The sequence below is a fragment of the Flavobacterium stagni genome, assembly GCF_004122105.1.
GTDB classification, from domain to species: Bacteria; Bacteroidota; Bacteroidia; order Flavobacteriales; family Flavobacteriaceae; genus Flavobacterium; species Flavobacterium stagni.
Window position 1 is genome coordinate 369,471 of record NZ_SBKN01000001.1, and the last position, 21,383, is coordinate 390,853.

At 38.5% G+C, this 21,383-nt stretch carries 21 protein-coding genes and 1 tRNA gene; 8 read left to right on the plus strand and 14 right to left on the minus strand.

Annotated features, from left to right (window positions below; genetic code table 11):
• Positions 1 to 16 precede the first annotated feature (16 nt).
• Positions 17 to 388 (minus strand): cation transporter, encoded by a 372-nt coding sequence (locus EQG61_RS01610; RefSeq protein ID WP_129460124.1) that lies wholly within the window; start codon positions 386 to 388, stop codon positions 17 to 19.
• A gap of 94 nt (positions 389 to 482) precedes the next feature.
• On the opposite strand from EQG61_RS01610, the gene EQG61_RS01615 reads away from it, so the two are divergent.
• Positions 483 to 1,349: a DMT family transporter gene (locus EQG61_RS01615; RefSeq protein ID WP_129460125.1), complete on the plus strand. Its 867-nt coding sequence runs from the start codon at positions 483 to 485 to the stop codon at positions 1,347 to 1,349.
• 47 nt (positions 1,350 to 1,396) lie between these two features.
• Here the strand turns inward: EQG61_RS01615 and EQG61_RS01620 are convergent, their stop codons facing one another.
• Positions 1,397 to 3,454: a M16 family metallopeptidase gene (locus EQG61_RS01620; RefSeq protein WP_235829008.1), complete on the minus strand. Its 2,058-nt coding sequence runs from the start codon at positions 3,452 to 3,454 to the stop codon at positions 1,397 to 1,399.
• Between the two features lie 10 nt (positions 3,455 to 3,464).
• On the minus strand, positions 3,465 to 4,793 hold the full coding sequence (locus EQG61_RS01625; protein ID WP_129460126.1) for a M16 family metallopeptidase: 1,329 nt from the start codon (positions 4,791 to 4,793) through the stop codon (positions 3,465 to 3,467).
• A gap of 248 nt (positions 4,794 to 5,041) precedes the next feature.
• Between EQG61_RS01625 and rplU the strand changes: the two genes are divergently transcribed.
• Together rplU and rpmA are read left to right on the plus strand one after the other, a co-directional pair.
• Positions 5,042 to 5,497, plus strand: coding sequence for a 50S ribosomal protein L21 (rplU, locus tag EQG61_RS01630; protein WP_129460127.1), 456 nt, complete (start codon positions 5,042 to 5,044; stop codon positions 5,495 to 5,497).
• A 22-nt stretch (positions 5,498 to 5,519) separates the two neighbouring features.
• Entirely contained in the window at positions 5,520 to 5,780 is a 261-nt protein-coding gene (gene rpmA / locus EQG61_RS01635; protein WP_129460128.1) for a 50S ribosomal protein L27, read from the plus strand.
• A 123-nt stretch (positions 5,781 to 5,903) separates the two neighbouring features.
• Here the strand turns inward: rpmA and accC are convergent, their stop codons facing one another.
• The 6 genes from accC to pdxA all read right to left on the minus strand — a co-directional run bounded on the left by accC (position 5,904) and on the right by pdxA (position 10,859).
• Positions 5,904 to 7,250 carry an acetyl-CoA carboxylase biotin carboxylase subunit gene (gene accC / locus EQG61_RS01640; protein ID WP_129460129.1) on the minus strand — a complete coding sequence of 449 codons (1,347 nt, stop codon included), beginning with the start codon at positions 7,248 to 7,250 and terminating at the stop codon, positions 5,904 to 5,906.
• 75 nt (positions 7,251 to 7,325) lie between these two features.
• Positions 7,326 to 7,811, minus strand: coding sequence for an acetyl-CoA carboxylase biotin carboxyl carrier protein (gene accB / locus EQG61_RS01645; protein WP_129460130.1), 486 nt, complete (start codon positions 7,809 to 7,811; stop codon positions 7,326 to 7,328).
• Positions 7,812 to 7,835: 24 nt separating this feature from the next.
• A complete protein-coding gene (locus tag EQG61_RS01650; RefSeq protein ID WP_129460131.1) occupies positions 7,836 to 8,834 on the minus strand; it encodes a beta-ketoacyl-ACP synthase III in 999 nt (332 codons plus the stop codon).
• 140 nt (positions 8,835 to 8,974) lie between these two features.
• Positions 8,975 to 9,169, minus strand: coding sequence for a 50S ribosomal protein L32 (gene rpmF, locus EQG61_RS01655; RefSeq protein WP_129460132.1), 195 nt, complete (start codon positions 9,167 to 9,169; stop codon positions 8,975 to 8,977).
• Positions 9,170 to 9,177: 8 nt separating this feature from the next.
• Positions 9,178 to 9,717, minus strand: coding sequence for a YceD family protein (locus EQG61_RS01660; RefSeq protein ID WP_129460680.1), 540 nt, complete (start codon positions 9,715 to 9,717; stop codon positions 9,178 to 9,180).
• 77 nt (positions 9,718 to 9,794) lie between these two features.
• A complete protein-coding gene (gene pdxA / locus EQG61_RS01665) occupies positions 9,795 to 10,859 on the minus strand; it encodes a 4-hydroxythreonine-4-phosphate dehydrogenase PdxA (protein ID WP_129460133.1) in 1,065 nt (354 codons plus the stop codon).
• Positions 10,860 to 10,924: 65 nt separating this feature from the next.
• Here pdxA and EQG61_RS01670 point away from each other — a divergent pair, with 65 nt between their 5' ends.
• Complete coding sequence (locus EQG61_RS01670) at positions 10,925 to 11,518, plus strand: riboflavin synthase (protein ID WP_129460134.1); 594 nt, start codon at positions 10,925 to 10,927, stop codon at positions 11,516 to 11,518.
• 410 nt (positions 11,519 to 11,928) lie between these two features.
• Here EQG61_RS01670 and EQG61_RS01675 read toward each other — a convergent pair.
• Both EQG61_RS01675 and mce read right to left on the minus strand, forming a co-directional pair.
• Positions 11,929 to 12,002, minus strand: a tRNA-Ile gene (locus EQG61_RS01675).
• Positions 12,003 to 12,074: 72 nt separating this feature from the next.
• Entirely contained in the window at positions 12,075 to 12,476 is a 402-nt protein-coding gene (mce, locus tag EQG61_RS01680) for a methylmalonyl-CoA epimerase (protein ID WP_129460135.1), read from the minus strand.
• 105 nt (positions 12,477 to 12,581) lie between these two features.
• On the opposite strand from mce, the gene rbfA reads away from it, so the two are divergent.
• Both rbfA and EQG61_RS01690 read left to right on the plus strand, forming a co-directional pair.
• Positions 12,582 to 12,974, plus strand: a complete 393-nt coding sequence (gene rbfA / locus EQG61_RS01685; RefSeq protein WP_129460136.1) for a 30S ribosome-binding factor RbfA — start codon at positions 12,582 to 12,584, stop codon at positions 12,972 to 12,974.
• Positions 12,975 to 14,174, plus strand: coding sequence for an ABC transporter permease (locus EQG61_RS01690; RefSeq protein WP_164974870.1), 1,200 nt, complete (start codon positions 12,975 to 12,977; stop codon positions 14,172 to 14,174). It abuts the gene before it with no gap.
• Here EQG61_RS01690 and dusB read toward each other — a convergent pair.
• Entirely contained in the window at positions 14,171 to 15,160 is a 990-nt protein-coding gene (dusB, locus tag EQG61_RS01695) for a tRNA dihydrouridine synthase DusB (protein ID WP_129460137.1), read from the minus strand. The two genes, EQG61_RS01690 and dusB, sit on opposite strands and share 4 nt — an antisense overlap.
• A 342-nt stretch (positions 15,161 to 15,502) precedes the next feature.
• On the opposite strand from dusB, the gene lepA reads away from it, so the two are divergent.
• Positions 15,503 to 17,299, plus strand: coding sequence for a translation elongation factor 4 (gene lepA, locus EQG61_RS01700; protein ID WP_129460138.1), 1,797 nt, complete (start codon positions 15,503 to 15,505; stop codon positions 17,297 to 17,299).
• A 272-nt stretch (positions 17,300 to 17,571) separates the two neighbouring features.
• Entirely contained in the window at positions 17,572 to 18,630 is a 1,059-nt protein-coding gene (thiL, locus tag EQG61_RS01705; RefSeq protein ID WP_129460139.1) for a thiamine-phosphate kinase, read from the plus strand.
• Here the strand turns inward: thiL and EQG61_RS01710 are convergent.
• Positions 18,627 to 19,295, minus strand: coding sequence for a response regulator (locus EQG61_RS01710; protein ID WP_129460140.1), 669 nt, complete (start codon positions 19,293 to 19,295; stop codon positions 18,627 to 18,629). The genes thiL and EQG61_RS01710 overlap by 4 nt on opposite strands.
• A gap of 20 nt (positions 19,296 to 19,315) precedes the next feature.
• The gene (locus EQG61_RS01715) at positions 19,316 to 21,361 is read right to left on the minus strand and encodes an ATP-binding protein (RefSeq protein WP_129460142.1); all 2,046 of its coding nucleotides are present in this window, start codon (positions 21,359 to 21,361) and stop codon (positions 19,316 to 19,318) included.
• Between the last annotated feature and the right edge of the window lie 22 nt (positions 21,362 to 21,383).

Genomic DNA, 21,383 nt, shown 5'->3' on the forward strand with positions numbered 1-21,383 from the left:
TTGTAGCGTCTATTAATTACGCTTTCTTATCTACTTTTACATTCGACACTTTGTAGGTTTTACCGTCTGCACACGATTCTACCAATTTAGTTAAATCTTTTTCTGATAGTTTATCGGCATCAAAGTGAACCGTTGCTTCTTTCTTATCAAAATCTACTTTTGCTTCTTGAACACCAGGTGTTTCAGCCAATTTTTCTTCAATTGTTTTGGCACAACCGATAGCACACGTCATTCCTTCAATATGCATAGAAGCTGTTTCAGGTTTCACAGCAGGTGCTTTTTGATTTTGAGCGGTTTCTGTTCCAGCGGCTGCCGCCGTTTCCTGTTTACAAGAAGTCATTAGCATTAAAGACGCAGCTGCAACAGCTACAATTTTTGGAGCATTCATGATGTTGAGTTTGATTTTCAGAAACAAAATTAAAAATATTTTTAAACGGACATTCATAAAATAATGCCAATTTTGCATTGATAAACAACGAAACATGTCCAATCAACAATTGAAATGGCTTTTCCTTATGGTATTGGCCGTAATCTGGGGGAGTTCATTTATATTGATTAAACGGGGGTTGGTCGGACTCACACCCATACAACTAGGGGCGGCGCGAATCACCTTTTCTGCCGTATTTTTATTGATCATAGGCTTTGGAAGCTTACGCGAAATTCGGCACCATCAATGGAAATACATTGCTTTAACTTCCCTGTTTGGAACGTTTATTCCTGCTTTCCTGTTTGCCATTGCTCAAACCCAAATTAGCAGTTCGATCAGTTCTATTTTAAATTCGTTGACGCCCTTGAATACCTTATTAATCGGAATCTTGGCTTTTGGACTTACCTTTAAAAGAGCACAATTATTAGGTGTAATCATTGGTTTAATAGGCACTTTATTATTAATTATCAACGGAGCAATTTCGCACCCGAATCAAAATTATGGGTATACCGTACTCGTTTTGATTGCCTCATTATGTTATGCCACCAATGTCAATTTGATTAAGAAATATTTATCCGATGTAAAACCGTTAAGTATTACTACGGGTAATTTCTTGGTGATGCTACTTCCGGCGGCTATCTTATTATTCTCTTCGGGAATATCCGCTCATTTTCATGAAGTTAAAATCCAGCATTCTTTGTTTTATGTCATGATTTTGGGAGTTATCGGAACTGGGATTGCCAACATTTTATTTTACAAACTAATTCAGTTATCGGCTCCTGTATTTGCCACTTCGGTAACCTATTTAATTCCTGTGGTTGCCATTGGTTGGGGGATCTATGACGGAGAATCCTTAACCGCTGTTCAAGGTTTGGGAGCTTCCATTATATTATTAGGTGTTTATCTTTCAAGTAAAAAATAAAAAAGACCGCCATAAAGACGGTCTTTCATTATTATTTTATGATTTAATTACTGAAAATCAGCATCGGTTACTCCTTCGTTGATTTTTACTTCAGCTACTTTCACTTCAATATCTCTTCCAGCTTGTGACAATACAATGGTAAAAGGCACTTTAATCCCCTTTACATCTTTGTAATCTGAATACAAAATAGAAGAAGTCATTTTTTGACCGTTACGCTCTTGTGTTGTAGATGAACCCAAACGTAAACCTGTTTTCACATCATAGTAATACGTTGTTTTTCCATTTTTCACAGCATACGCATCAGCACCATTGAAAGGTTCGATACCATCCAACACCACATCTGCTTTTTTCGTTAAAGCCAATTCTTCAAAAGTACCTGCAATCGCTTTTTTCTCTGCAAATTCTTCAGCAGTTAAGTCTTTTTTCTGACCTTGACCTGAATTATACCCTGATTTATCGCCAATCACTTGTTTTGACAATTCCATCATTCCGGTTAATTCTAATTTCAACATCATTCGACCTTTATTATCACGTTTAGTGATGTACGCCAATGGAGCGGGTGCACCTTCGATTTCAGAAGTTCCGCTAACGAAAATAGATTTTACTCCAGCCACTGCTTTATCACCACCTACGGCTTTGATGTAGTTATCCATTACGGTTTTCACAGTAACTCCTGCTGGAATCGGCATTTTCATTTTTGGCTTCTCTGTAGGATTACCAAATTTGTCAAAATAGAACATTGGAATTTTTAATTTTTCCAAACCAGGAATTACTTCACTTCCTTTACCCGTTACGATGATACGTAAATTGTCCGCTAAGACATATTTATTCATCACACGCATCACGTCGTCAGCGGTTACCGCTTGAATGTTTTTAATGAAATTTTCATAGAAATCAGCTGGTAAACTTTCTGTTTCAATATTTAAAGCATAGCGCGCTACAGTTTGTGGTTTTTCAACTTGCATCACAAAACGTCCGATGTAACCTGCTTTTACATTAGCTAAAGCCTCTTCACTCACTTTTTCAGTACGGATTCGTTTGATTTCTTTCAAAACTTCCACCACTGCACTATCGGTAACGGAGTTACGCACTTGGGCATTGGCTTTAAACTTACTATTCATGTATTTGTTATTGCCAATACTTGAATACGCACCATAGGTCCATCCGTGAGCTTCACGTAAATTCATGTTCAAATATCCGTTGAAGTCGCCTCCTAACACTTGGTTGGCTACAATCACTGCGAAATAATCCGGATCTGATAATTTTAAATTCACCGAATTCACAACAGCAATTTCCGATTGAACCGCATTAGGCATATCGACAAAATTGATCTGTGTGAATTGTACATTACTTGGCGAAGTGTATGAAATTTGTGGAGCGGTAGCTTTTGTCCAATTTTCGAACAATTTGGTAGCCATTTTTTTCACCTCTTTGAATTTCACATCCCCGATGATCACCAAATACGCTTTTTCAGGAACAAAATAGGTCGCATAGTTTTGTTTAACGTCATCTAACGTAACATTTTTGATGGTTTCTTCAGTCAAATATTCTCCTGCAGGATGATTTTTGCTGTACACCAAAACATTCTCCACGCGTCCCGCTACAGCTGGAACACTTTTTTCTTGGGTTTTTAATCCTTCGATTAATTTATCGCGTTCTTTATCAAACTCTTCTTGTGTGAAATTGGGCATCAACATTCCTTCAGCCATCAATTCCATGATGCGTTTTGAATATTTTGATAATCCGCTACCATAAGCACCACGTGCACTGAAACTAATATCTGCGCCTAAGAAGTCGATTTCTTCATTGAACGCATCTTTGGAAGTTTTGGTAGAACCGTTCCCCATCAAACTGCTGGTTAGGTTGTCAACCCCTTTTTTATTTCCTTCCGCAAATGGAGCATTATCGATAGTTAAACTAAAAGATACACGGGGTAACTTATGGTCTTCAACCACCATTACTTTTAATCCGTTAGGTAACGAAAAAATTTCAGGTTTTTTGATTTGAATCGCAGGGGCTGGTCCCGGTTTAGGTTGTGGTCGGTCTTGTGCTTGCATAGTTAAGGTTAAAAACAAGCCGGATAGAAGTATAATAGATTTTCTCATGTTGTTTCAATTATTTAGATTCAGCTTTGTCTTTAGCAGGAACATAATCCAAAATCAAACGCTGATTTGGGTTCAAATACTTTTTCGCAATATCACGAATTTCTTCACGCGTGATCGAACGGTACATTTCGATTTCTGTGTTGATTAAATTCACATCACCGTATAACAAATAGTATGAAGCCAAATTCTCAGCAACTCCTTCTACACTTGCATTGCTATTTACATAGTTATTTTCAAATTGATTTTGCAATTTTTGATAATCCTTTTCAGAGATTAAATCCGTTTGCAATTTCACGATCTCTTCATCGATTTCTTTAATCAAATCAGCTGACGTGGCATCTCCTTGAGGCATTCCATATAAAATGTACATACCATAATCTTCTTGCGAATAGTTGAATGCGCCAATCTGTAACGCCATTTTCTTATCGTCTACGATTTTTTTGTACAATTTCGAACTGTTACCATCGCTTAAATACGAAGAAATCATATCCAACACACGCGCGTCGCGTGATTTCATGGAAGGCGTTCTATAAGAAGCCACCACCATTGGTTTTTGAATATTAGGATCTTCATAAGTGGCGTGCATTTCTTTAGTGATTGGATCTTCTACAAACGTTTCACGCTTAATTTCTTCACCGCGCGGAATTGGAGCAAAATATTTTTGAATCCATTCTTTGGTTTGAGCAACATCGATCTGACCTGCTATCACCAAAACAGCATTGTTTGGAGTATAATACTTTTTATTGAACGCTTGGAACTCTTCTAAGGTTGAAGCATCCAAATGTTCCATTGATCCGATGGTTGCCCAACGGTAAGGGTGTTTGAAAAACATATTGCGTTTTACCTCGGCAATTAACTGACCATAGGGTTGGTTATCAACACGCAAACGTTTTTCTTCTTTTACCACTTCATTTTGTGTATCAACACCTATTTGATTAATTACAGGGTGCATTAATCGCTCTGATTCCATCCACAATCCTAATTCAAGATTATTTGATGGAAAAACTTCGAAGTAATAGGTACGGTCATCGGTAGTATTGGCATTGTTTGTTCCTCCATTACCTGTAACTATTTTAAACCATTCCCCTCTTTTAATGTTTTGTGTTCCTTCAAACAATAAATGTTCAAAAAAGTGAGCAAAACCAGTACGGTCCGGTCTTTCATCCTTGGCTCCCACATGATACATTACCGAAGTAATCACTACAGGCGCCGAAGGATCATTATGGAGAATGACGTGCATTCCATTGGCTAAATCATACTCTTCAAATGCAACTTTTTGAGCATGAGCAGTACCTCCAAGCATAAGCAATGAACTTAAAGCGATTAAAGATTTTTTCATAAGAATTAGTTATTTGTTTTTTGGGTTATCACCCTGCGTTAAATCGAATGTCCCATTAGTATATCGGAACGGAATTCTGTTACACAAATGTAATTTTTTTACCTGAGGATACTGAAGAATTTAATACTTGACTTTCAAATATTTGTAAGTCCTTGATTATAAAGGAAAGTATTTTACAAAAGCGCTTGTTTCGATAAAATATATTTGTATATTTGCAACCTTAAAATTTTTAACTAAACATTATTGTTATGTACGCAATCGTAGAGATAGCAGGGCAACAATTCAAAGTAAGCAAAGACCAGAAAGTTTTTGTTCACCGTTTAGCGAACGAAGAAGGTTCAAAAGTTTCTTTTGACAAAGTTCTTTTATTAGACGACAACGGAACAATTACGATCGGCGCCCCAGCTATAGAAGGTGCTTCAGTAGAAGCGAAAGTTTTACAACACCTTAAAGGTGAAAAAGTAATCGTTTTCAAAAAGAAAAGAAGAAAAGGTTACAAAAAGAAAAACGGTCACCGTCAAGCGTTAACCCAAATCGTAATTGAAGGTATTGCAGCAACAGGTGCAAAAAAAGCGGCTAAAAAAGAAGCAGCTCCAGCAGTAGAAGCTACTGAAGAAGCGCCTAAAAAAGCAAAAGCGCCTAAAGCAGAAAAATCAGAGGATGCACCAAAAGCTCCAAAGAAAACGAAAAAAACAGAAGAGTAATAACTTATAAAACCAAAACATCATGGCTCACAAGAAAGGTGTCGGTAGTTCTAAGAACGGTAGAGAATCAGAGTCGAAACGACTTGGTGTAAAAATCTATGGTGGCCAAGCGGCTATCGCAGGTAACATTATCGTTAGACAACGTGGTTCTAAACACAACCCAGGTGAAAATGTATATATGGGGAAAGACCATACATTACACGCTAAGGTTGATGGAATTGTAAAATTCCAGAAAAAAGGGGACAACAAATCATTTGTATCTGTTGAACCATTCCAAGCTTAATACTTTGTATTAGAATATAAAAAAACCCGCTCCTTTGGAGCGGGTTTTTTTATGCATATTAATTAAAAATGAAAATATTCTTGGAGTAGTGCAAAAAAAACCACCTCGAAAGGTGGCTTTATTTTAATTGGGATCTTTCATTTTGAACGATTCCATGAATTTTGTGGTGTAATTACCCGCTACATAATCCGGTTCATCCATCAATTGACGGTGGAATGGGATTGTGGTTTTGATGCCTTCAATATAAAACTCATCCAAAGCACGTTTCATTTTGTTGATGGCCTCTTCACGAGTTTGTGCCGTAGTAATCAACTTCGCAATCATGGAGTCATAGTTAGGCGGAATCGTATACCCAGCGTAAACATGCGTATCTAAACGAACTCCATGTCCGCCTGGCGCATGCAATACGGTGATTTTTCCTGGAGAAGGACGGAAGTCATTATACGGATCTTCCGCATTAATACGACATTCGATTGAGTGCAATTGTGGTAAATAATTTTTACCAGAAATCGGCACACCCGCTGCCACCAATATTTGTTCGCGAATTAAGTCGTAATCAATTACTTGCTCCGTAATAGGATGTTCCACTTGGATACGCGTATTCATCTCCATGAAGTAGAAATTACGGTGTTTATCCACCAAGAACTCAACCGTTCCAGCTCCTTCATACTGAATAAACTCTGCTGCTTTTACGGCTGCATCTCCCATACGTTGACGTAAATCATCCGTCATAAATGGAGAAGGCGTTTCTTCAGTTAGTTTTTGGTGACGACGTTGTACAGAACAATCACGTTCTGACAAGTGACAAGCTTTACCATAAGAATCTCCTACTACTTGAATTTCAATATGACGAGGTTCTTCAATCAATTTTTCCATGTACATACCATCGTTTCCGAAGGCAGCAGCTGCTTCTAATCGCGCACTTTCCCAAGCTTTTTCAAGCTCTTCTTCTTTCCAGATAGCACGCATTCCTTTACCACCACCACCGGCAGTAGCTTTCATCATTACCGGATAACCGATTTCTTTCGCTACAACTTTTGCTTGTTCAAAAGATTCTAAAATCCCATCTGAACCCGGTACACAAGGTACACCAGCCGCTTTCATAGTCGCTTTGGCAGTTGCTTTGTCTCCCATTTTTTCAATCATTTCAGGAGAAGCACCAATAAACTTGATACCGTGCTCTTGACAGATTTTAGAAAATTTTGCATTTTCTGAAAGGAAACCATATCCTGGGTGAATTGCATCTGCATTGGTAATTTCTGCAGCCGCAATGATATTGGACATTTTTAAATACGACAGATTACTAGGTGCAGGTCCGATACAAACCGCTTCATCTGCAAACTTTACGTGTAAACTTTCTGCGTCAGCTGTAGAATAAACCGCAACGGTTTTGATTCCCATCTCACGACACGTACGAATTACGCGCAAAGCGATTTCGCCTCTATTGGCAATTAATATTTTCTTGAACATCCTGTTTCAATTTAAATTAAACATCGATTTGAACACGACACAAGAATCCTGTGTGCGTATTAAAATCACAACAAATTAAGACGGATCTACCAAGAATAACGGTTGATCAAACTCTACTGGTGACATATCGTCTACCAAGATTTTTACGATTTTTCCAGAAACCTCTGATTCGATTTCGTTGAATAATTTCATCGCTTCAACTACACATAGTACATCTCCTTTTCCAATAGATGTTCCTACTTCTACGAATGCAGGTTTATCGGGAGCTGGCTTACGGTAGAAAGTTCCGATCATTGGCGATTTAATAGTGATATATTTCGCATCATCGGCTGCAGGTGCGGCTGCTACAGGAGCTGCAGGTGCGGCTGCTACAGGAGCTGGTGCGGCTACTTGCGTCATCACAGGAGCTGCAGGAGCAGACTGCACATAAGTAATATCAGGAGTATTCCCTTCTAGGGTAGTACGGATGGTAATTTTCACATCACCTGTTTCCAATTTAACCTCAGCAACACCCGAGTTGGATACGAATTTGATTAGATTTTGAATCTCTTTTAAATCCATAGTTCTTTCGTTTTAGTTATCGTTTTATTGTTTGTTGTATGCCCATTTTAAGTAGATAGCTCCCCAAGTGAAACCACCACCGAATGCGGCAAAAATCAGATTATCTCCTTTTTTCAACTGACTTTCATAGTCAGATAACAACAACGGTAAAGTTGCTGAAGTTGTGTTTCCATAACGTTGGATGTTGATCAATACCTTTGATTCATCCAACCCCATACGTTGGGCAGTTGCATCAATGATGCGACGATTAGCTTGGTGGGCAACCAACCAATTGATATCATCGTGTGTCAAATTATTGCGTTGCATAATTTTTTCGCTCACATCTGCCATACCAGAAACTGCATATTTAAATACAGTTTTCCCATCTTGGAATACAAAATGTTGTCCGTTTTCTACAGTATCTTTTGAAGCGGGAAGGATAGAACCCCCTGCGTCAATTTTCAAATATTCGCGTCCAATTCCGTCAGAACGTAAAAATTCATCTTGTAAGCCTAAGCCTTCTGTATTGGGTTCAAATAAAACCGCTCCACCACCATCACCAAAAATGATACAAGTAGCACGATCGGTGTAATCAATAATGGATGACATTTTATCGGCACCAATCAACAACACTTTTTTATAGCGTCCTGATTGAATGTAAGCGGAAGCTGTAGACATCCCGTAAAGGAAACTCGAACAGGCGGCTGACAAATCAAAAGCGAATGCATTAACTGCACCAATTTGAGAAGCCACATAGACTCCGGTTGAAGCCACAGGCATATCGGGTGTAGCCGTAGCCATAATGATTAAGTCGATAGTTAACGGATCGATATTATTTTTTTCAATAAGATTTTGAGCGGCTTTTATCGCCAAATAGGAAGTTCCTTTTCCGGGCTCTTTTAGCAATCTTCTTTCTTTAATTCCGGTACGCGTAGTAATCCATTCGTCGTTGGTGTCAACCATTTGTTCTAATACGGCATTCGACAAAACGAAATCCGGAACATAAGAGCCTACGGCTGTAATAGCGGCGGTAATTGTACTCATAGTCTAGTTTAATAGTCCTTGAAAATCAGAAATTTTCAAAGGGTGGAAATTACAAAAAAATATTGAGTTATTCTTTATCTACTGAAAAAACAAAAAACTCCCACATAGGTGAGAGTTTGATGGAATTTTTTCCGTATATATTAAGCCTCAGCTACTGATTTATCAATAACTACTTGCCCTCTGTAATACATTTTACCTTCATGCCAGTAAGCTCTGTGGTACAAATGAGCCTCACCAGTCACAGGACATGTAGCGATAGTAGCTACAGTAGCCTTGTAGTGAGTTCTTCTCTTGTCTCTTCTGGTAGATGACTGTCTTCTCTTAGGATGTGCCATTTTTTATATTATTTATCCGTTAATAGTTGTTTTAATTTATCCCATCGGGGATCTGTATTTTCTTCTTTAATCTCTTCTTTTACTTCTTTAACCGAATTTACCGACAATTGCTCCAATGCTTCATTTTTGAGTGTTCCATCTTTTACTCCAGGATGCACTCGCTTTTGCGGCACAGACAACACGATTAACTCGTATACATATTGTGTAATGTCAATTTGATGTTCGCCATGTGGCAAAATCAACAATTCTTCATTTTCATTATTAAAGGCATCTCCAAACTTAACCAACAGTTTTATAGCACCTTTGATTGGCAAATCAAACATTTCTCCTGTAACATCACAGGGCACAAAAACAGTTCCTTTATGTTTGAACGTCATTTCCATAAAAGTAGTCTTCTTATCTAAGGTTACTTTTACATCGACGGCACAATTTTCAAAATCACAATACTCGTATGCGTCAAAGAACTTCTGTGTAATTTGATAATCAAATTGGTGTTTTCCCAACTTTAACCCTGTGAAAGGAATTAAAAAATCATTCGTAACTTTCATCATTTCACCAATTTGCCAAAATTGAAGCCTCAACTTTGGGAGTGCAAAGATATAAATTTATCTCAAATCCAAAAGGGTTATGCCCCTTTTTTTGATTCCAATTGTTTTTCTTTGATTTTCAATGGGTTTTTCGACCATTCTTGAAACTCTTGACGGGCTCCATAAATATCAATTGCCTTATACACTGCTTCTTTAAAAGAGGAAGCATCGGCTTGATTTTTTCCTGCAATTTCAAAGGCTGTTCCATGATCAGGTGAAGTACGAATTTTATCCAAACCTGCCGTATAATTCACCCCTTGTCCAAAAGACAAGGTTTTAAACGGAATTAATCCTTGATCATGATACGATGCTATTACTGCATCAAACTTTTCATGTTGCCCCGAACCAAAAAAACCATCAGCAGAGTACGGCCCAAAAGCCAAAATGCCTTTGTCAAACATTTTTTTAATAGCGGGTTTTAAAATCTCTTGATCTTCTTTTCCTATCACGCCATTATCTCCCGCATGTGGATTTAAACCCAACACAGCAATTTTGGGGCGATTAATGCGAAAATCTTGTTTTAATGTATGGTAAATGGTTTCAATTTTCTGAATTACACGCGCTTCTGTAAGGTGTTTTGAGACTTCATTCACAGGAACATGATCGGTCATTAAACCCACACGCAATTGGTCATGCACCATCAGCATTAACGCATCTCCTTTTAATTCTTTATCCAAATAATCGGTATGACCTGGGAAAGCAAATCCTTCCGACTGAATGTTATACTTATTAATAGGTGCTGTTACCAAAGCATCGATTTCATTCTTCTTCAAGGCTTCGGTAGCGGCCTTAAAGGATTTAATCGCATACGCTCCTACTTCATCACTCAACTGACCAAATTGAATATCAACAGCTTCTTTCCAAACATTCAACACATTCACTTTGCCTACCACCAACTGATCTAAGCGATCAATACCATGCAATGGCAATTCAGAATTCATGGTTTTCTTAATAAAAGACAGAATTTTTACATTGGCAAAAATCACTGGCGTACACAACTCCAACATTCGTGTATCCTCAAAGGTCTTTAACACCACTTCACTGCCAATGCCGTTTAGGTCTCCGATGGAAATTCCAACAATTATAGATTCTGCTTTTTTCATGCGCTTTTGAAGTCGGTTTTTATTGCGTACTTTTGAAGGGCAAATTTAGAAAATAAAAACGACAAATGTTTACAGGAATCATAGAAACCCTAGGAACAATCACGGCATTGGAAAAAGACCAAGAAAACTTGCACATTACCGTGTCCAGCTCCTTAACTCAAGAATTGAAAATTGACCAAAGTGTTGCACATAACGGCGTTTGTTTGACTGTTGTTGCTATTCAAGACAATCAATATACGGTTACCGCCATTCAAGAAACACTTTTAAAAACCAATTTAGGGGATTGGAAAGTGGGCGATAAAGTGAATCTGGAGCGCGCTATGAAATTGGGTGATCGTTTGGACGGACATATTGTTCAAGGACATGTGGATCAAATAGGATTATGTAAGGAAATCAAAGAAGCGCAAGGCAGTTGGTATTTTACATTTGAATACGATACTTCTTTATCCAACATCACCATAGAGAAAGGCTCAATAACCGTTAATGGCACCAGCTTAACCGTTGTAGATTCTAAAGAAAACGAATTCAGTGTGGCCATTATTCCTTACACCTATGAACACACTAACTTTCATACGTTTGAAATCGGCACCAAAATAAACCTGGAATTTGACGTGGTTGGAAAGTATGTTTCCCGACTGTATGGCTTACACAAAGGATAATTGTAAAAAACAAAAGCTTCAAGAATTACTTGAAGCTTTTTTTATTTTACTTATTTTATAAAATGCATAAAAAAGTGACGACACAAACAAGAACACCACTCCTTCATCTACGGGTAAACCCGGTGGTGGTGGGGGAATTGGGGCTGGTGGATTCGGGGCAGCAAACGTTACGTTTCCACTCAGAATCGCTACCATTAGCAGCAATACTTTCGTTAGGTCGATTTTCATAGGGCGTAAAAGTATAAAAAAAAACTCTTTGTCAAAATTTTTTATATCATATTTTGGGACAATTGTTTAACTATTTACAATTCGTTAAACTTTCCTCATACTTTTTTATATAAACGTAAAAATATCAATTTTGGTTTACAAGAGGTAAAAAAAAAGACTCCAAATTTGGAGTCTTTCTGTTGTGGTCCCACTTGGGCTCGAACCAAGGACCACCTGATTATGAGTCAGGTGCTCTAACCAACTGAGCTATAGGACCGGCTTTGAGGATGCAATAATACTACTATTTCTGCTATTCTGCAAACACTCACCTCCATATATTCATAAGAATTTATCCTGCATCTTGACAAAGCTCAATGAGCACACCTTGAGTGGACTTGGGGTGTAAAAAAGCGACTAATTTATTATCCGCTCCACGTTTAGGCACTTCATTTAACAAAATAAATCCTTCTTTTTTGAGTCGTTCCATCTCCGATAGAATATCTTCTACGTCAAAAGCGATGTGATGAATCCCTTCGCCTCTCTTTTCGATAAACTTAGCGATCGGACTATCCTCTCGGGTTGCTTCAAGCAATTCAATCTTATTGGGCCCATTCATAAAAAAAGAAGTTTTCACGCCTTCACTTGCCACTTCTTCCTCTTTATAAGCAGGAACACCCAACAATTTTTCAAACAAACTATTCGATTCACTCAAGGATTTTACAGCAATGCCAATATGTTCAATTTTTTTCATCGTATTTCGTTTGCCACAAAGATAAAAAATAGCAGAGGGAACTTCATCTGATTTTTATCAAATCCGTAAAAATTCAAATTCAATTTAAAGTTGTATTTTTGCCCCATGGAATCGAATAGACAGAAAAAAATAGGCAGTGTATTGCAAAAAGATTTAGTAGATATCTTACAAGGTGAGGTGCGCAAAAATGGCATCACCAATTTGATTATCTCCGTTTCCAAAGTTAATGTAACTACTGACCTATCGATTGCTAAAGTGTTCTTGAGTGTTTTTCCCGCTGAAAAAGGTCCGGAACTCTTAACCGCCATTCGCTCCAACACTCCTTTAATCAAACACGATTTGTCCCAACGGGTGAAATTGCAATTGCGCAAAGTGCCCAATTTGATTTTTTACATTGACGACTCCTTAGAATATATTGAACAAATTGATCGCGCACTTTCCGGAGAAGAGAACCCGATTGAAAACCGCGAACTTTTAGCCAAACGCAAAAAATCGTAAGTGAATATTTCGCTCTACATCGCCCGTCGGTATTTATTTTCATTGAGTAAAAACACCTCAATCAATATAATTACGGGTATTGCTTCGTTGAGCATCATTGTAGGCGCCATGGCTTTGTTTGTTGTACTCTCCGTCTTTAGCGGTTTACGAACGTTTAGCCTTTCCTTTTCCAATGACTTGGATCCCGACTTGAAAGTGGCCGCAAAAAAAGGTGAATATTTTTCAATCCCTCCTCAACAAGAACAAAAAATTCAAAAAATAGACGGCATTGCACATTATAGTAAAGTCATTGAAAAACGAGTGTTGTTCTTATTTGATGGCAAATCCCAATTTTCGTATTTAAAAGGAGTAGATACTCAATTTAATTCGGTTTCTAAAGCTTCACAAAAATTATTTTCTGGGCAGTGGCTTCAGCCCGATACGTATCAAGTAGTGATTGGTTATGGAATGTCCAATAAACTTTCATTGGGATTAATGGACTACAACAATCCTTTTGAAGTTTATGCGCCCAAACCGGGGACAGGCGACTTAAGCTTGAATCCCGAAGAATCGTTTTCGCATATTGTGTTGTATCCCGTCGGAATTTATGCCATCAATGAAGAACTGGATTCCAAATATGTGTTTGCCAATTTGGGCATGGCGCAAGAATTATTGCAATTGCCACCCCATCAAGTCACCCACTTGGAAATTGAACTACAACCCAATGCGGATGAGCAACACGTTATCCGTGAATTAAAAAAACTCATACCTAATATAGACGTTAAAAATAGAGCCCAACTGAATGAGACCTTATATAAGATGTTGAATTCAGAAAACATCGCCGTCTATTTAATTTTTACCTTGGTCATCATAATGGCGCTATTTAGTTTGGCCGGCGCTTTAATTATGATGATTTTGGATAAAAAAGGCAACTTGAAAACGCTGTATAATCTGGGTGTCGAAGTTAGACACCTGCGCCGCATCTTCTTATTGCAGGGCACTTTGTTGAGTATTTTTGGGGGGATTGTCGGACTCGGTTTGGGTTCGCTTTTGGTGTATTTACAAGAAAAGTATGCCTTGATCATGATAACCCAATCGTTAGCTTACCCGATTGAGTTCCATTGGAGCAACTTGTTCTTGGTATTTGCCACCGTGGTCGCTTTGGGAGGTATCTCCAGTTGGATAGCCAGCAGTCGCGTTTCTAAAAAAATTCTGGATTAAATAACCAAACCCGTAAACGCTTCGGTAATGTCTTCAAAAACTTGAAGCAAATCGTCACGACCGTCTGTGGTGACCAATCGCGTTTTGTATTCTTTAAAATTCGGAATGCCTTTGAAATAATTGGTGTAATGGCGGCGCATTTCGACAATGCCTAATCGCTCCCCTTTCCATTCCATGGACCACAACAAATGATTACGGGCAGCTTCCACACGATCTTTGATGGTGGGCACCGGTAAATGTTCGCCCGTCGCAAAATAGTGTTTGATTTCGTTGAAAATCCACGGATAACCAATCGCAGCGCGACCAATCATAATGCCGTCAAGACCGTATTTGTGCTTGTATTCCAAGGCTTTTTCGGGAGAATCAATATCGCCATTTCCGAATATCGGGATATGAATACGCGGGTTGTTTTTGACGCGTGCAATGTGCGACCAATCCGAATGTCCTTTATACATTTGTGCGCGGGTACGACCGTGAACCGTCAATGCTTGAATGCCGACATCTTGTAAACGCTCGGCGACTTCATCAATATTGATTGAGTTCTCATCCCAACCCAATCGGGTTTTTACGGTTACGGGCAATGACGTACTTTTAACCACTGCTTTGGTCAAGCGCACCATCAAATCCACATCTTTCAACACCCCAGCACCAGCACCTTTACACACTACTTTTTTTACAGGACACCCAAAATTGATATCCAACAAATCGGGTTGGACCGTTTCTACGATTTTGGCACTCATCGCCATCGCTTCTTCATCACCGCCAAAAATTTGGATACCGACAGGACGTTCGTAATCGAAGATGTCGAGTTTCATCCGACTTTTAATCGCGTCGCGGATGAGTCCTTCCGAAGAAATAAATTCTGAATACATTAAATCGGCGCCGTGGGCTTTACACAAACGACGGAACGGCGGATCGCTCACATCTTCCATAGGCGCGAGTAACAACGGGAAATCCGGGAGTTCAATGTTTCCGATTTTGACCATAATGCATGTATTTCAGGGTGCAAAAATAGGATTATTCTAGGATTAATAAAGTGAAAATCAATTGAAAAGAAGTTAAACATTTGTGAATCAATTGATAAACCCGTTAGAAAAGCCGAAAAATATACGCTTGTAATCCTTTGCAATCCTCTTGATATTCTAAACTTTGCGTTATATTTGCACGATGTTGCGCTAGGGATTGCAGCAAAGTACCCCGCCGTAGCCGTTAGGCAGGCGTGTACTGCGGAAAGCCCGGTGAGGAGGGACGACGAGAGCGCCCTTCTTATTATTCTAAATTTTGAATTCTAAATTTTAAATTTTAGCGCTAAAAAAGGACTATTGAAGATGAAGAACATTCGTAATTTTTGCATTATTGCCCACATTGACCACGGAAAAAGTACGCTGGCCGACCGATTATTGGATCAAACCCAAACGGTAACTGCCCGTGAAGCCCAAGCGCAATTGTTGGACAATATGGATTTGGAGCGTGAACGTGGGATTACCATTAAGAGTCACGCCATTCAAATGGAATACACCCACAAAGGGGAAAAATATATCTTGAACTTGATCGATACGCCCGGTCACGTGGACTTTTCGTATGAAGTGTCGCGTTCGATTGCGGCTTGTGAAGGCGCACTTTTGATTGTAGATGCAGCCCAAAGTATTCAAGCCCAAACGATTTCCAACCTGTATTTGGCGTTGGAAAACGACTTGGAAATCATCCCAATTCTAAATAAAGTAGACTTACCCAGTGCCAATCCAGAAGAAGTGAGCGACGATATCGTGGACTTGTTGGGTTGTAAATTGGAAGATATTATTCATGCTTCGGGGAAAACCGGTTTTGGTGTGGATAAAATTCTTGAAGCCATTGTGGACCGTATTCCGGCACCCAAAGGTGACAAAGACGAACCGTTGCAAGCGTTGATTTTTGACTCGGTGTACAATCCGTTTCGTGGAATCGAAGTAATTTTCCGAGTGAAAAATGGCGAAATTCGCAAAGGTCAGAAAATCAAATTCATGTCGACGGGCAACGAATATTTTGCCGATGAAATTGGAACCTTAAAATTGAATCAAGTCCCAAAAGACGTGATTAGCTGCGGCGACGTAGGCTATTTGATTTCGGGAATTAAAGAAGCTAAAGAAGTAAAAGTAGGTGATACGGTTACCGATGCCAAAACGCCTACTACGAATATGATTCACGGATTTGAAGACGTGAAACCTATGGTATTTGCCGGAATTTATCCCGTTGATACTGAAGATTATGAAGACTTGCGCGCTTCCATGGAGAAATTGCAGTTGAATGATGCCTCGTTGGTGTTTTCACCGGAAAGTTCGGCCGCGTTGGGCTTTGGTTTCCGTTGTGGATTCTTGGGCATGTTGCACTTGGAAATTATCCAGGAGCGTTTGGAGCGCGAGTTCAACATGACCGTAATTACTACGGTTCCCAACGTTTCGTATTTGGCCTATACCAAAAAAGAACCGGAAACACCGATTATTGTAAACAATCCCTCCGACTTGCCCGAACCGTCCAAATTGGAGCGCGTGGAGGAGCCATATATCAAAGCGACCATCATCACCAAATCCGATTTCGTGGGTAACGTCATGAGTTTGTGTATTGAAAAACGCGGCATTATTACGAATCAAACGTATTTGACTACTGAGCGTGTGGAATTGAACTTTGACATGCCGTTGGCAGAGATTGTATTTGACTTTTACGACCGTTTAAAAACCGTTTCCAAAGGGTATGCGTCGTTTGACTACCACCCGATTGGCATGCGCACGTCGAAGTTGGTGCGTTTGGATGTTTTGTTGAATGCGAATTCAGTCGATGCTTTGTCGGCCTTGATTCACGAAGATAATGCGTACCATATTGGAAAGAAAATGTGTGAGAAATTGCGCGAATTGATCCCGAGACAACAGTTTGATATTCCGATTCAAGCGGCAATTGGTGCGAAAATCATCGCTCGTGAAACCATCAAAGCGTTGCGTAAAGACGTTACAGCAAAATGTTATGGAGGGGATATTTCGCGTAAGCGTAAATTGTTGGAAAAACAAAAAGCCGGTAAGAAACGTATGCGTCAGGTAGGGAATGTAGAAATTCCGCAATCGGCTTTTATGGCGGTGTTGAAGTTGAATGACTAATATGCAACTATTCTAAATTTTAAATGATACATTATAAATTAAGTTCGGTTTTGGCCGGACTTTTTTTATGGCAGCAAACGGCTCTGCTTCTTCGGAAAGTATCACCCGCTCTTCGCTGTATCTGCGGCCTCCCCTTTATGGGTCGGCCGCAGGATGCCGCTGCGATCGGGGCTGAATTCACGAGCCATTTTCAAATCGCATAATCCCTTAATGTGCAACTTGGATATGCAGGGTGCTTATCGTACCTTTGTTCCAAATAAAACTCAAAAAACATGTTAGAAGACAAAGCGCCACAACGAACCCCTTTATCGCAATTTGGCGAATTTGGATTAATTGCCCATCTTACTGAAAAAGTGGAAGTTAATCAACCCACAACCCTTAAAGGAATTGGTGATGATGCGGCAGTTTTACGCTTTGAAAACACCTCAACAGTTGTCTCAACAGATTTACTTGTAGAAGGTGTTCATTTTGATTTATCCTATATGCCGTTAAAGCATTTGGGATACAAAGCCGTGGTGGTGAATGTCTCTGATATTTGTGCGATGAACGCAACCCCGACACAAATTACAGTATCCATTGCCGTTTCCAATCGGTTCCCTGTGGAGGCGTTGGAAGAATTATACGAAGGGATTCGTTTAGCCGCCAAAACCTATAATGTGGATATTATCGGTGGTGACACGACTTCTTCTCAGAAAGGAATGATTATTTCGATTACCGCCATTGGTGTAGCCCAGGAAAACGAATTGGTGTACCGCAGCGGTGCCCAAGAAAACGACTTAATTGTGGTGACGGGCGATTTGGGTTCGGCCTATATGGGCTTACAAGTTTTGGAACGCGAGAAACAAGTATTTCAAGTAAATCCGCTGAACCAACCCGACTTGGATAATTACACCTATTTGATTGAGCGCCAGTTAAAACCTGAAGCACGCACCGACATTAAAGGATTGTTAGCGCAATTGGAAGTGCAACCCACTGCGATGATTGACATCTCCGACGGACTTTCTTCTGAGTTGATTCATTTGTGTAAAAACAGCGGAACGGGATGTAATTTATTTGAAGACAAACTGCCGCTTGACCCGCAATTTATTAGCACTTGCGAAGAATTTAATATTGACAGTACAACCTTAGCCATTAATGGTGGCGAAGACTATGAATTGTTGTTTACCATTAACCTTTCCGACTTTGACAAAATCAAAGGCAACCCCAATTTGACGGTGATTGGACACATGACAGCCGCCAACGAAGGCATGCATATGGTTACACGCGCCAACACTAAAATTGAATTAAAAGCCCGCGGCTGGAATGCGCTAACGGAAGAAAAACAGGATTAAAGCAACATGCCACGGTCCTTGGCTACAGCAACTAAGGTAGCGTCGTCGGTACCTGAGATGCCCAACAAATCTTTCATGTTTTCTTTTCGGGTTTTCACCGAGCTAGAGGAAATCGTGATGTAAAGCGGAATGTCGTCGTAGTTAATCCCTTTATTGAGGTAATGTAAAATTTGACGGTCGATGACGTCTACGTATACTTTTTCTTTTTGTTGGTTGTTCAAAAACTTGATTACTGAATCGCTGTAATACGTTTCCCCTTGAATAATTGATGTTAGCGCTAGAATCATACTGTCGAAAGTCAAGTCATTTTTAATAACCAATCCAACCGGGTTGATTTCCTCGATAATGGACTGTACTTTCAAACTTTCCGAGTGCATGGTTAACAAGGCAATCTTACAGGAAGGCATGGTTTCGATTAATAATTTCGCCAAATCTTCACCGGTATGGATATTTTTTTCGGGATATTCAGGCATACTGACATCTAGGAAAGCAATATCAAACGGTTGAGAAGCATTAACAATCGTATCATAACCCGATTTACAGTCGGATGCCTCAATAAAATTAAACGTAAAGGATTTATCAGGGAATAGGTTGATCACATTTTTATACCCTTGAATGATGAACTGGTGATCATCCACGATTAAAATGTTAACAGTTTGGGACATGATTCTAGTTTTGGTTTTTGTTAGTGTTTGATGTTTTTGTGTTCTAAAGGTACCGTAATACTGATTCGGGTTCCTTTACCGGGTGCTGATTTAATTTCGATAATTCCGTCGCTTTCATGGGTTCGCGTCACAATGTTTTTGAGTCCGATCCCCCTACTTTTCTTATCGACTTCAAATCCGTCACCGTCGTCGGTAATGTTGAGTACTAAGTTACCTTTTTTATCTTTACGGAACTCCACTTTAATATTTTTTGCGTTGGCATATTTATTTATGTTCTGCAAACACTCTTGTAGAATGCGGTATAAATTAATCTTTGTGGTGTTGGAAAGTAAATCCCAATCGACATTTTCCCCGATGAGTGCGTTGAGTTTGGCGGGATTGATTTTGGCTTGTTCTTCGAGTAAGTTATTGACGATGGCCACAAAGTTGTTGACCAACACATATTTCTCACGACTCAATTCGTGGGAGATTTCCCGAAGATCTTGTTCGATAATTTTCAATTCTTCAAGGCAACGAATTCGTTCTTGAATGGCAGCATCATCATCCCGGTGATTGAGTCCGTCCAAATTAAGGCGCAACCCAAATAATCGACCGAGGACACCGTCGTGGAGTTCTTTGGCAATTCGTGTTTTTTCTAGCACACGGCCTTCTTCCAGTTTATTTTGTTGGGAGATGATGAGTTTATAAATATCCTCATTGGCACGCTGTTGGGCTTGGCGCAACAAGAGCTCCCGACTCTTCGCACGTTGCGCACGCATAAAAAACAACAACGCCCCAATGGCGATGGTCCCGATAAAGTAATTAAGGATGGAACGATTTTTTTGCTCGAGGGAGTCTTTTTGCTGGAGGATTTCTTCTGTTTCGAGTTCGATTCTAGCAAAACGGTCTTTAGATGTCCTTTCAATCATCTGAAGACTGTCATTTAATTTAATGTAATATTCTGAGTAATTTAAACTCTTACTTTTATTTACATTTGAAGCTTGTTTATATGCTGCAATTTTATATAAAGGAATGTTTAATTTCTTTGCATAAGAGATTGCTTTATCTGAATAATAGACTGCATTTAAAGTGTCTTTTATATTTGCAAAATACTCTGAAAGATGAATGTTCACTACTGTTATAGAGTTTAAATCTTTTAATTTATCTTTCTTTTCTAATGATTTAAAAAATAATTGTGGTAAATCAGATAATTGATTAGATTTCAACTTTGAATACGCTAAATTATCTATAATAATAGAGTATAATCTAGGGTTTTCTTTAATTAAGTTTTCATCTTTTAAAGCAAGTTTATAATAGTAAATAGATTTTTTATAATCTTTTAATTCGTTATATAATAATCCTAAATTATTTAAACAATTAGACTCTTGACATTCATGATTATTTAATTTCCCTTTTTTTATTACACTTAATGCCTGGTTGTAGTAATAAATTGCTCTACTATATTCTTTTAATTCAACAGAAACAGAACCTAATGTATTCAAAGTTGCATATAATTTTTGATACTCATCAGTATCTTTGAAAAGATTATATGCTTTCCTTAAAGACAGATCAGAACCTAAAAAATCATTTATTTCTAATTGTACAATACCTTTTTTAAGTAAAATAACAGCGCTGTTTTCTTTATCCTTTAACTTATTAAATAGCTTTTCTGATCTCGTATAATAATAAAATGTACTATCTAAATTTTTTAAATTATAGTGATAATTACCAATATATCTCAATGCCAATCCAACATATAAACTATCTTCATGTTTTAATGAGTAAATTAATAATTTTCGGGATGTGTCCTTATATTTTTCCCATGCTCCTAAATCAAAATATACATTTATAAAATCGTTTAAATTTTTTAAATCAGTCTTTTTAATTTCTTTAGTTATTGTTCTTACAGCACTATCATTAAGTTTCAACTTTTCTTCTAAACTGAATTTAGAATTGTTTATTTTACCATAAAATTGATTCAACTCATTTTCATGTTTTATTTGAACGTTTTTTTTCTCATCCTTATTATCACATGACAACAAGAATGAAAAAGTTATAAGAAATATGACAAATATGATTTTTTTCAATTATGTATTTTTTACAAAAATA

Bases quoted from the DNA above. Each gene is read 5' to 3' on its own strand.
- EQG61_RS01610 (WP_129460124.1), bottom strand. From the start codon at position 388: ATGAATGCTCCAAAAATTGTAGCTGTTGCAGCTGCGTCTTTAATGCTA.
- EQG61_RS01615 (WP_129460125.1), top strand. From the start codon at position 483: ATGTCCAATCAACAATTGAAATGGCTTTTCCTTATGGTATTGGCCGTA.
- EQG61_RS01620 (WP_235829008.1), bottom strand. From the start codon at position 3,454: ATGAGAAAATCTATTATACTTCTATCCGGCTTGTTTTTAACCTTAACT.
- EQG61_RS01625 (WP_129460126.1), bottom strand. From the start codon at position 4,793: ATGAAAAAATCTTTAATCGCTTTAAGTTCATTGCTTATGCTTGGAGGT.
- rplU (WP_129460127.1), top strand. From the start codon at position 5,042: ATGTACGCAATCGTAGAGATAGCAGGGCAACAATTCAAAGTAAGCAAA.
- rpmA (WP_129460128.1), top strand. From the start codon at position 5,520: ATGGCTCACAAGAAAGGTGTCGGTAGTTCTAAGAACGGTAGAGAATCA.
- accC (WP_129460129.1), bottom strand. From the start codon at position 7,250: ATGTTCAAGAAAATATTAATTGCCAATAGAGGCGAAATCGCTTTGCGC.
- accB (WP_129460130.1), bottom strand. From the start codon at position 7,811: ATGGATTTAAAAGAGATTCAAAATCTAATCAAATTCGTATCCAACTCG.
- EQG61_RS01650 (WP_129460131.1), bottom strand. From the start codon at position 8,834: ATGAGTACAATTACCGCCGCTATTACAGCCGTAGGCTCTTATGTTCCG.
- rpmF (WP_129460132.1), bottom strand. From the start codon at position 9,169: ATGGCACATCCTAAGAGAAGACAGTCATCTACCAGAAGAGACAAGAGA.
- EQG61_RS01660 (WP_129460680.1), bottom strand. From the start codon at position 9,717: ATGAAAGTTACGAATGATTTTTTAATTCCTTTCACAGGGTTAAAGTTG.
- pdxA (WP_129460133.1), bottom strand. From the start codon at position 10,859: ATGAAAAAAGCAGAATCTATAATTGTTGGAATTTCCATCGGAGACCTA.
- EQG61_RS01670 (WP_129460134.1), top strand. From the start codon at position 10,925: ATGTTTACAGGAATCATAGAAACCCTAGGAACAATCACGGCATTGGAA.
- mce (WP_129460135.1), bottom strand. From the start codon at position 12,476: ATGAAAAAAATTGAACATATTGGCATTGCTGTAAAATCCTTGAGTGAA.
- rbfA (WP_129460136.1), top strand. From the start codon at position 12,582: ATGGAATCGAATAGACAGAAAAAAATAGGCAGTGTATTGCAAAAAGAT.
- dusB (WP_129460137.1), bottom strand. From the start codon at position 15,160: ATGGTCAAAATCGGAAACATTGAACTCCCGGATTTCCCGTTGTTACTC.
- lepA (WP_129460138.1), top strand. From the start codon at position 15,503: ATGAAGAACATTCGTAATTTTTGCATTATTGCCCACATTGACCACGGA.
- thiL (WP_129460139.1), top strand. From the start codon at position 17,572: ATGTTAGAAGACAAAGCGCCACAACGAACCCCTTTATCGCAATTTGGC.
- EQG61_RS01710 (WP_129460140.1), bottom strand. From the start codon at position 19,295: ATGTCCCAAACTGTTAACATTTTAATCGTGGATGATCACCAGTTCATC.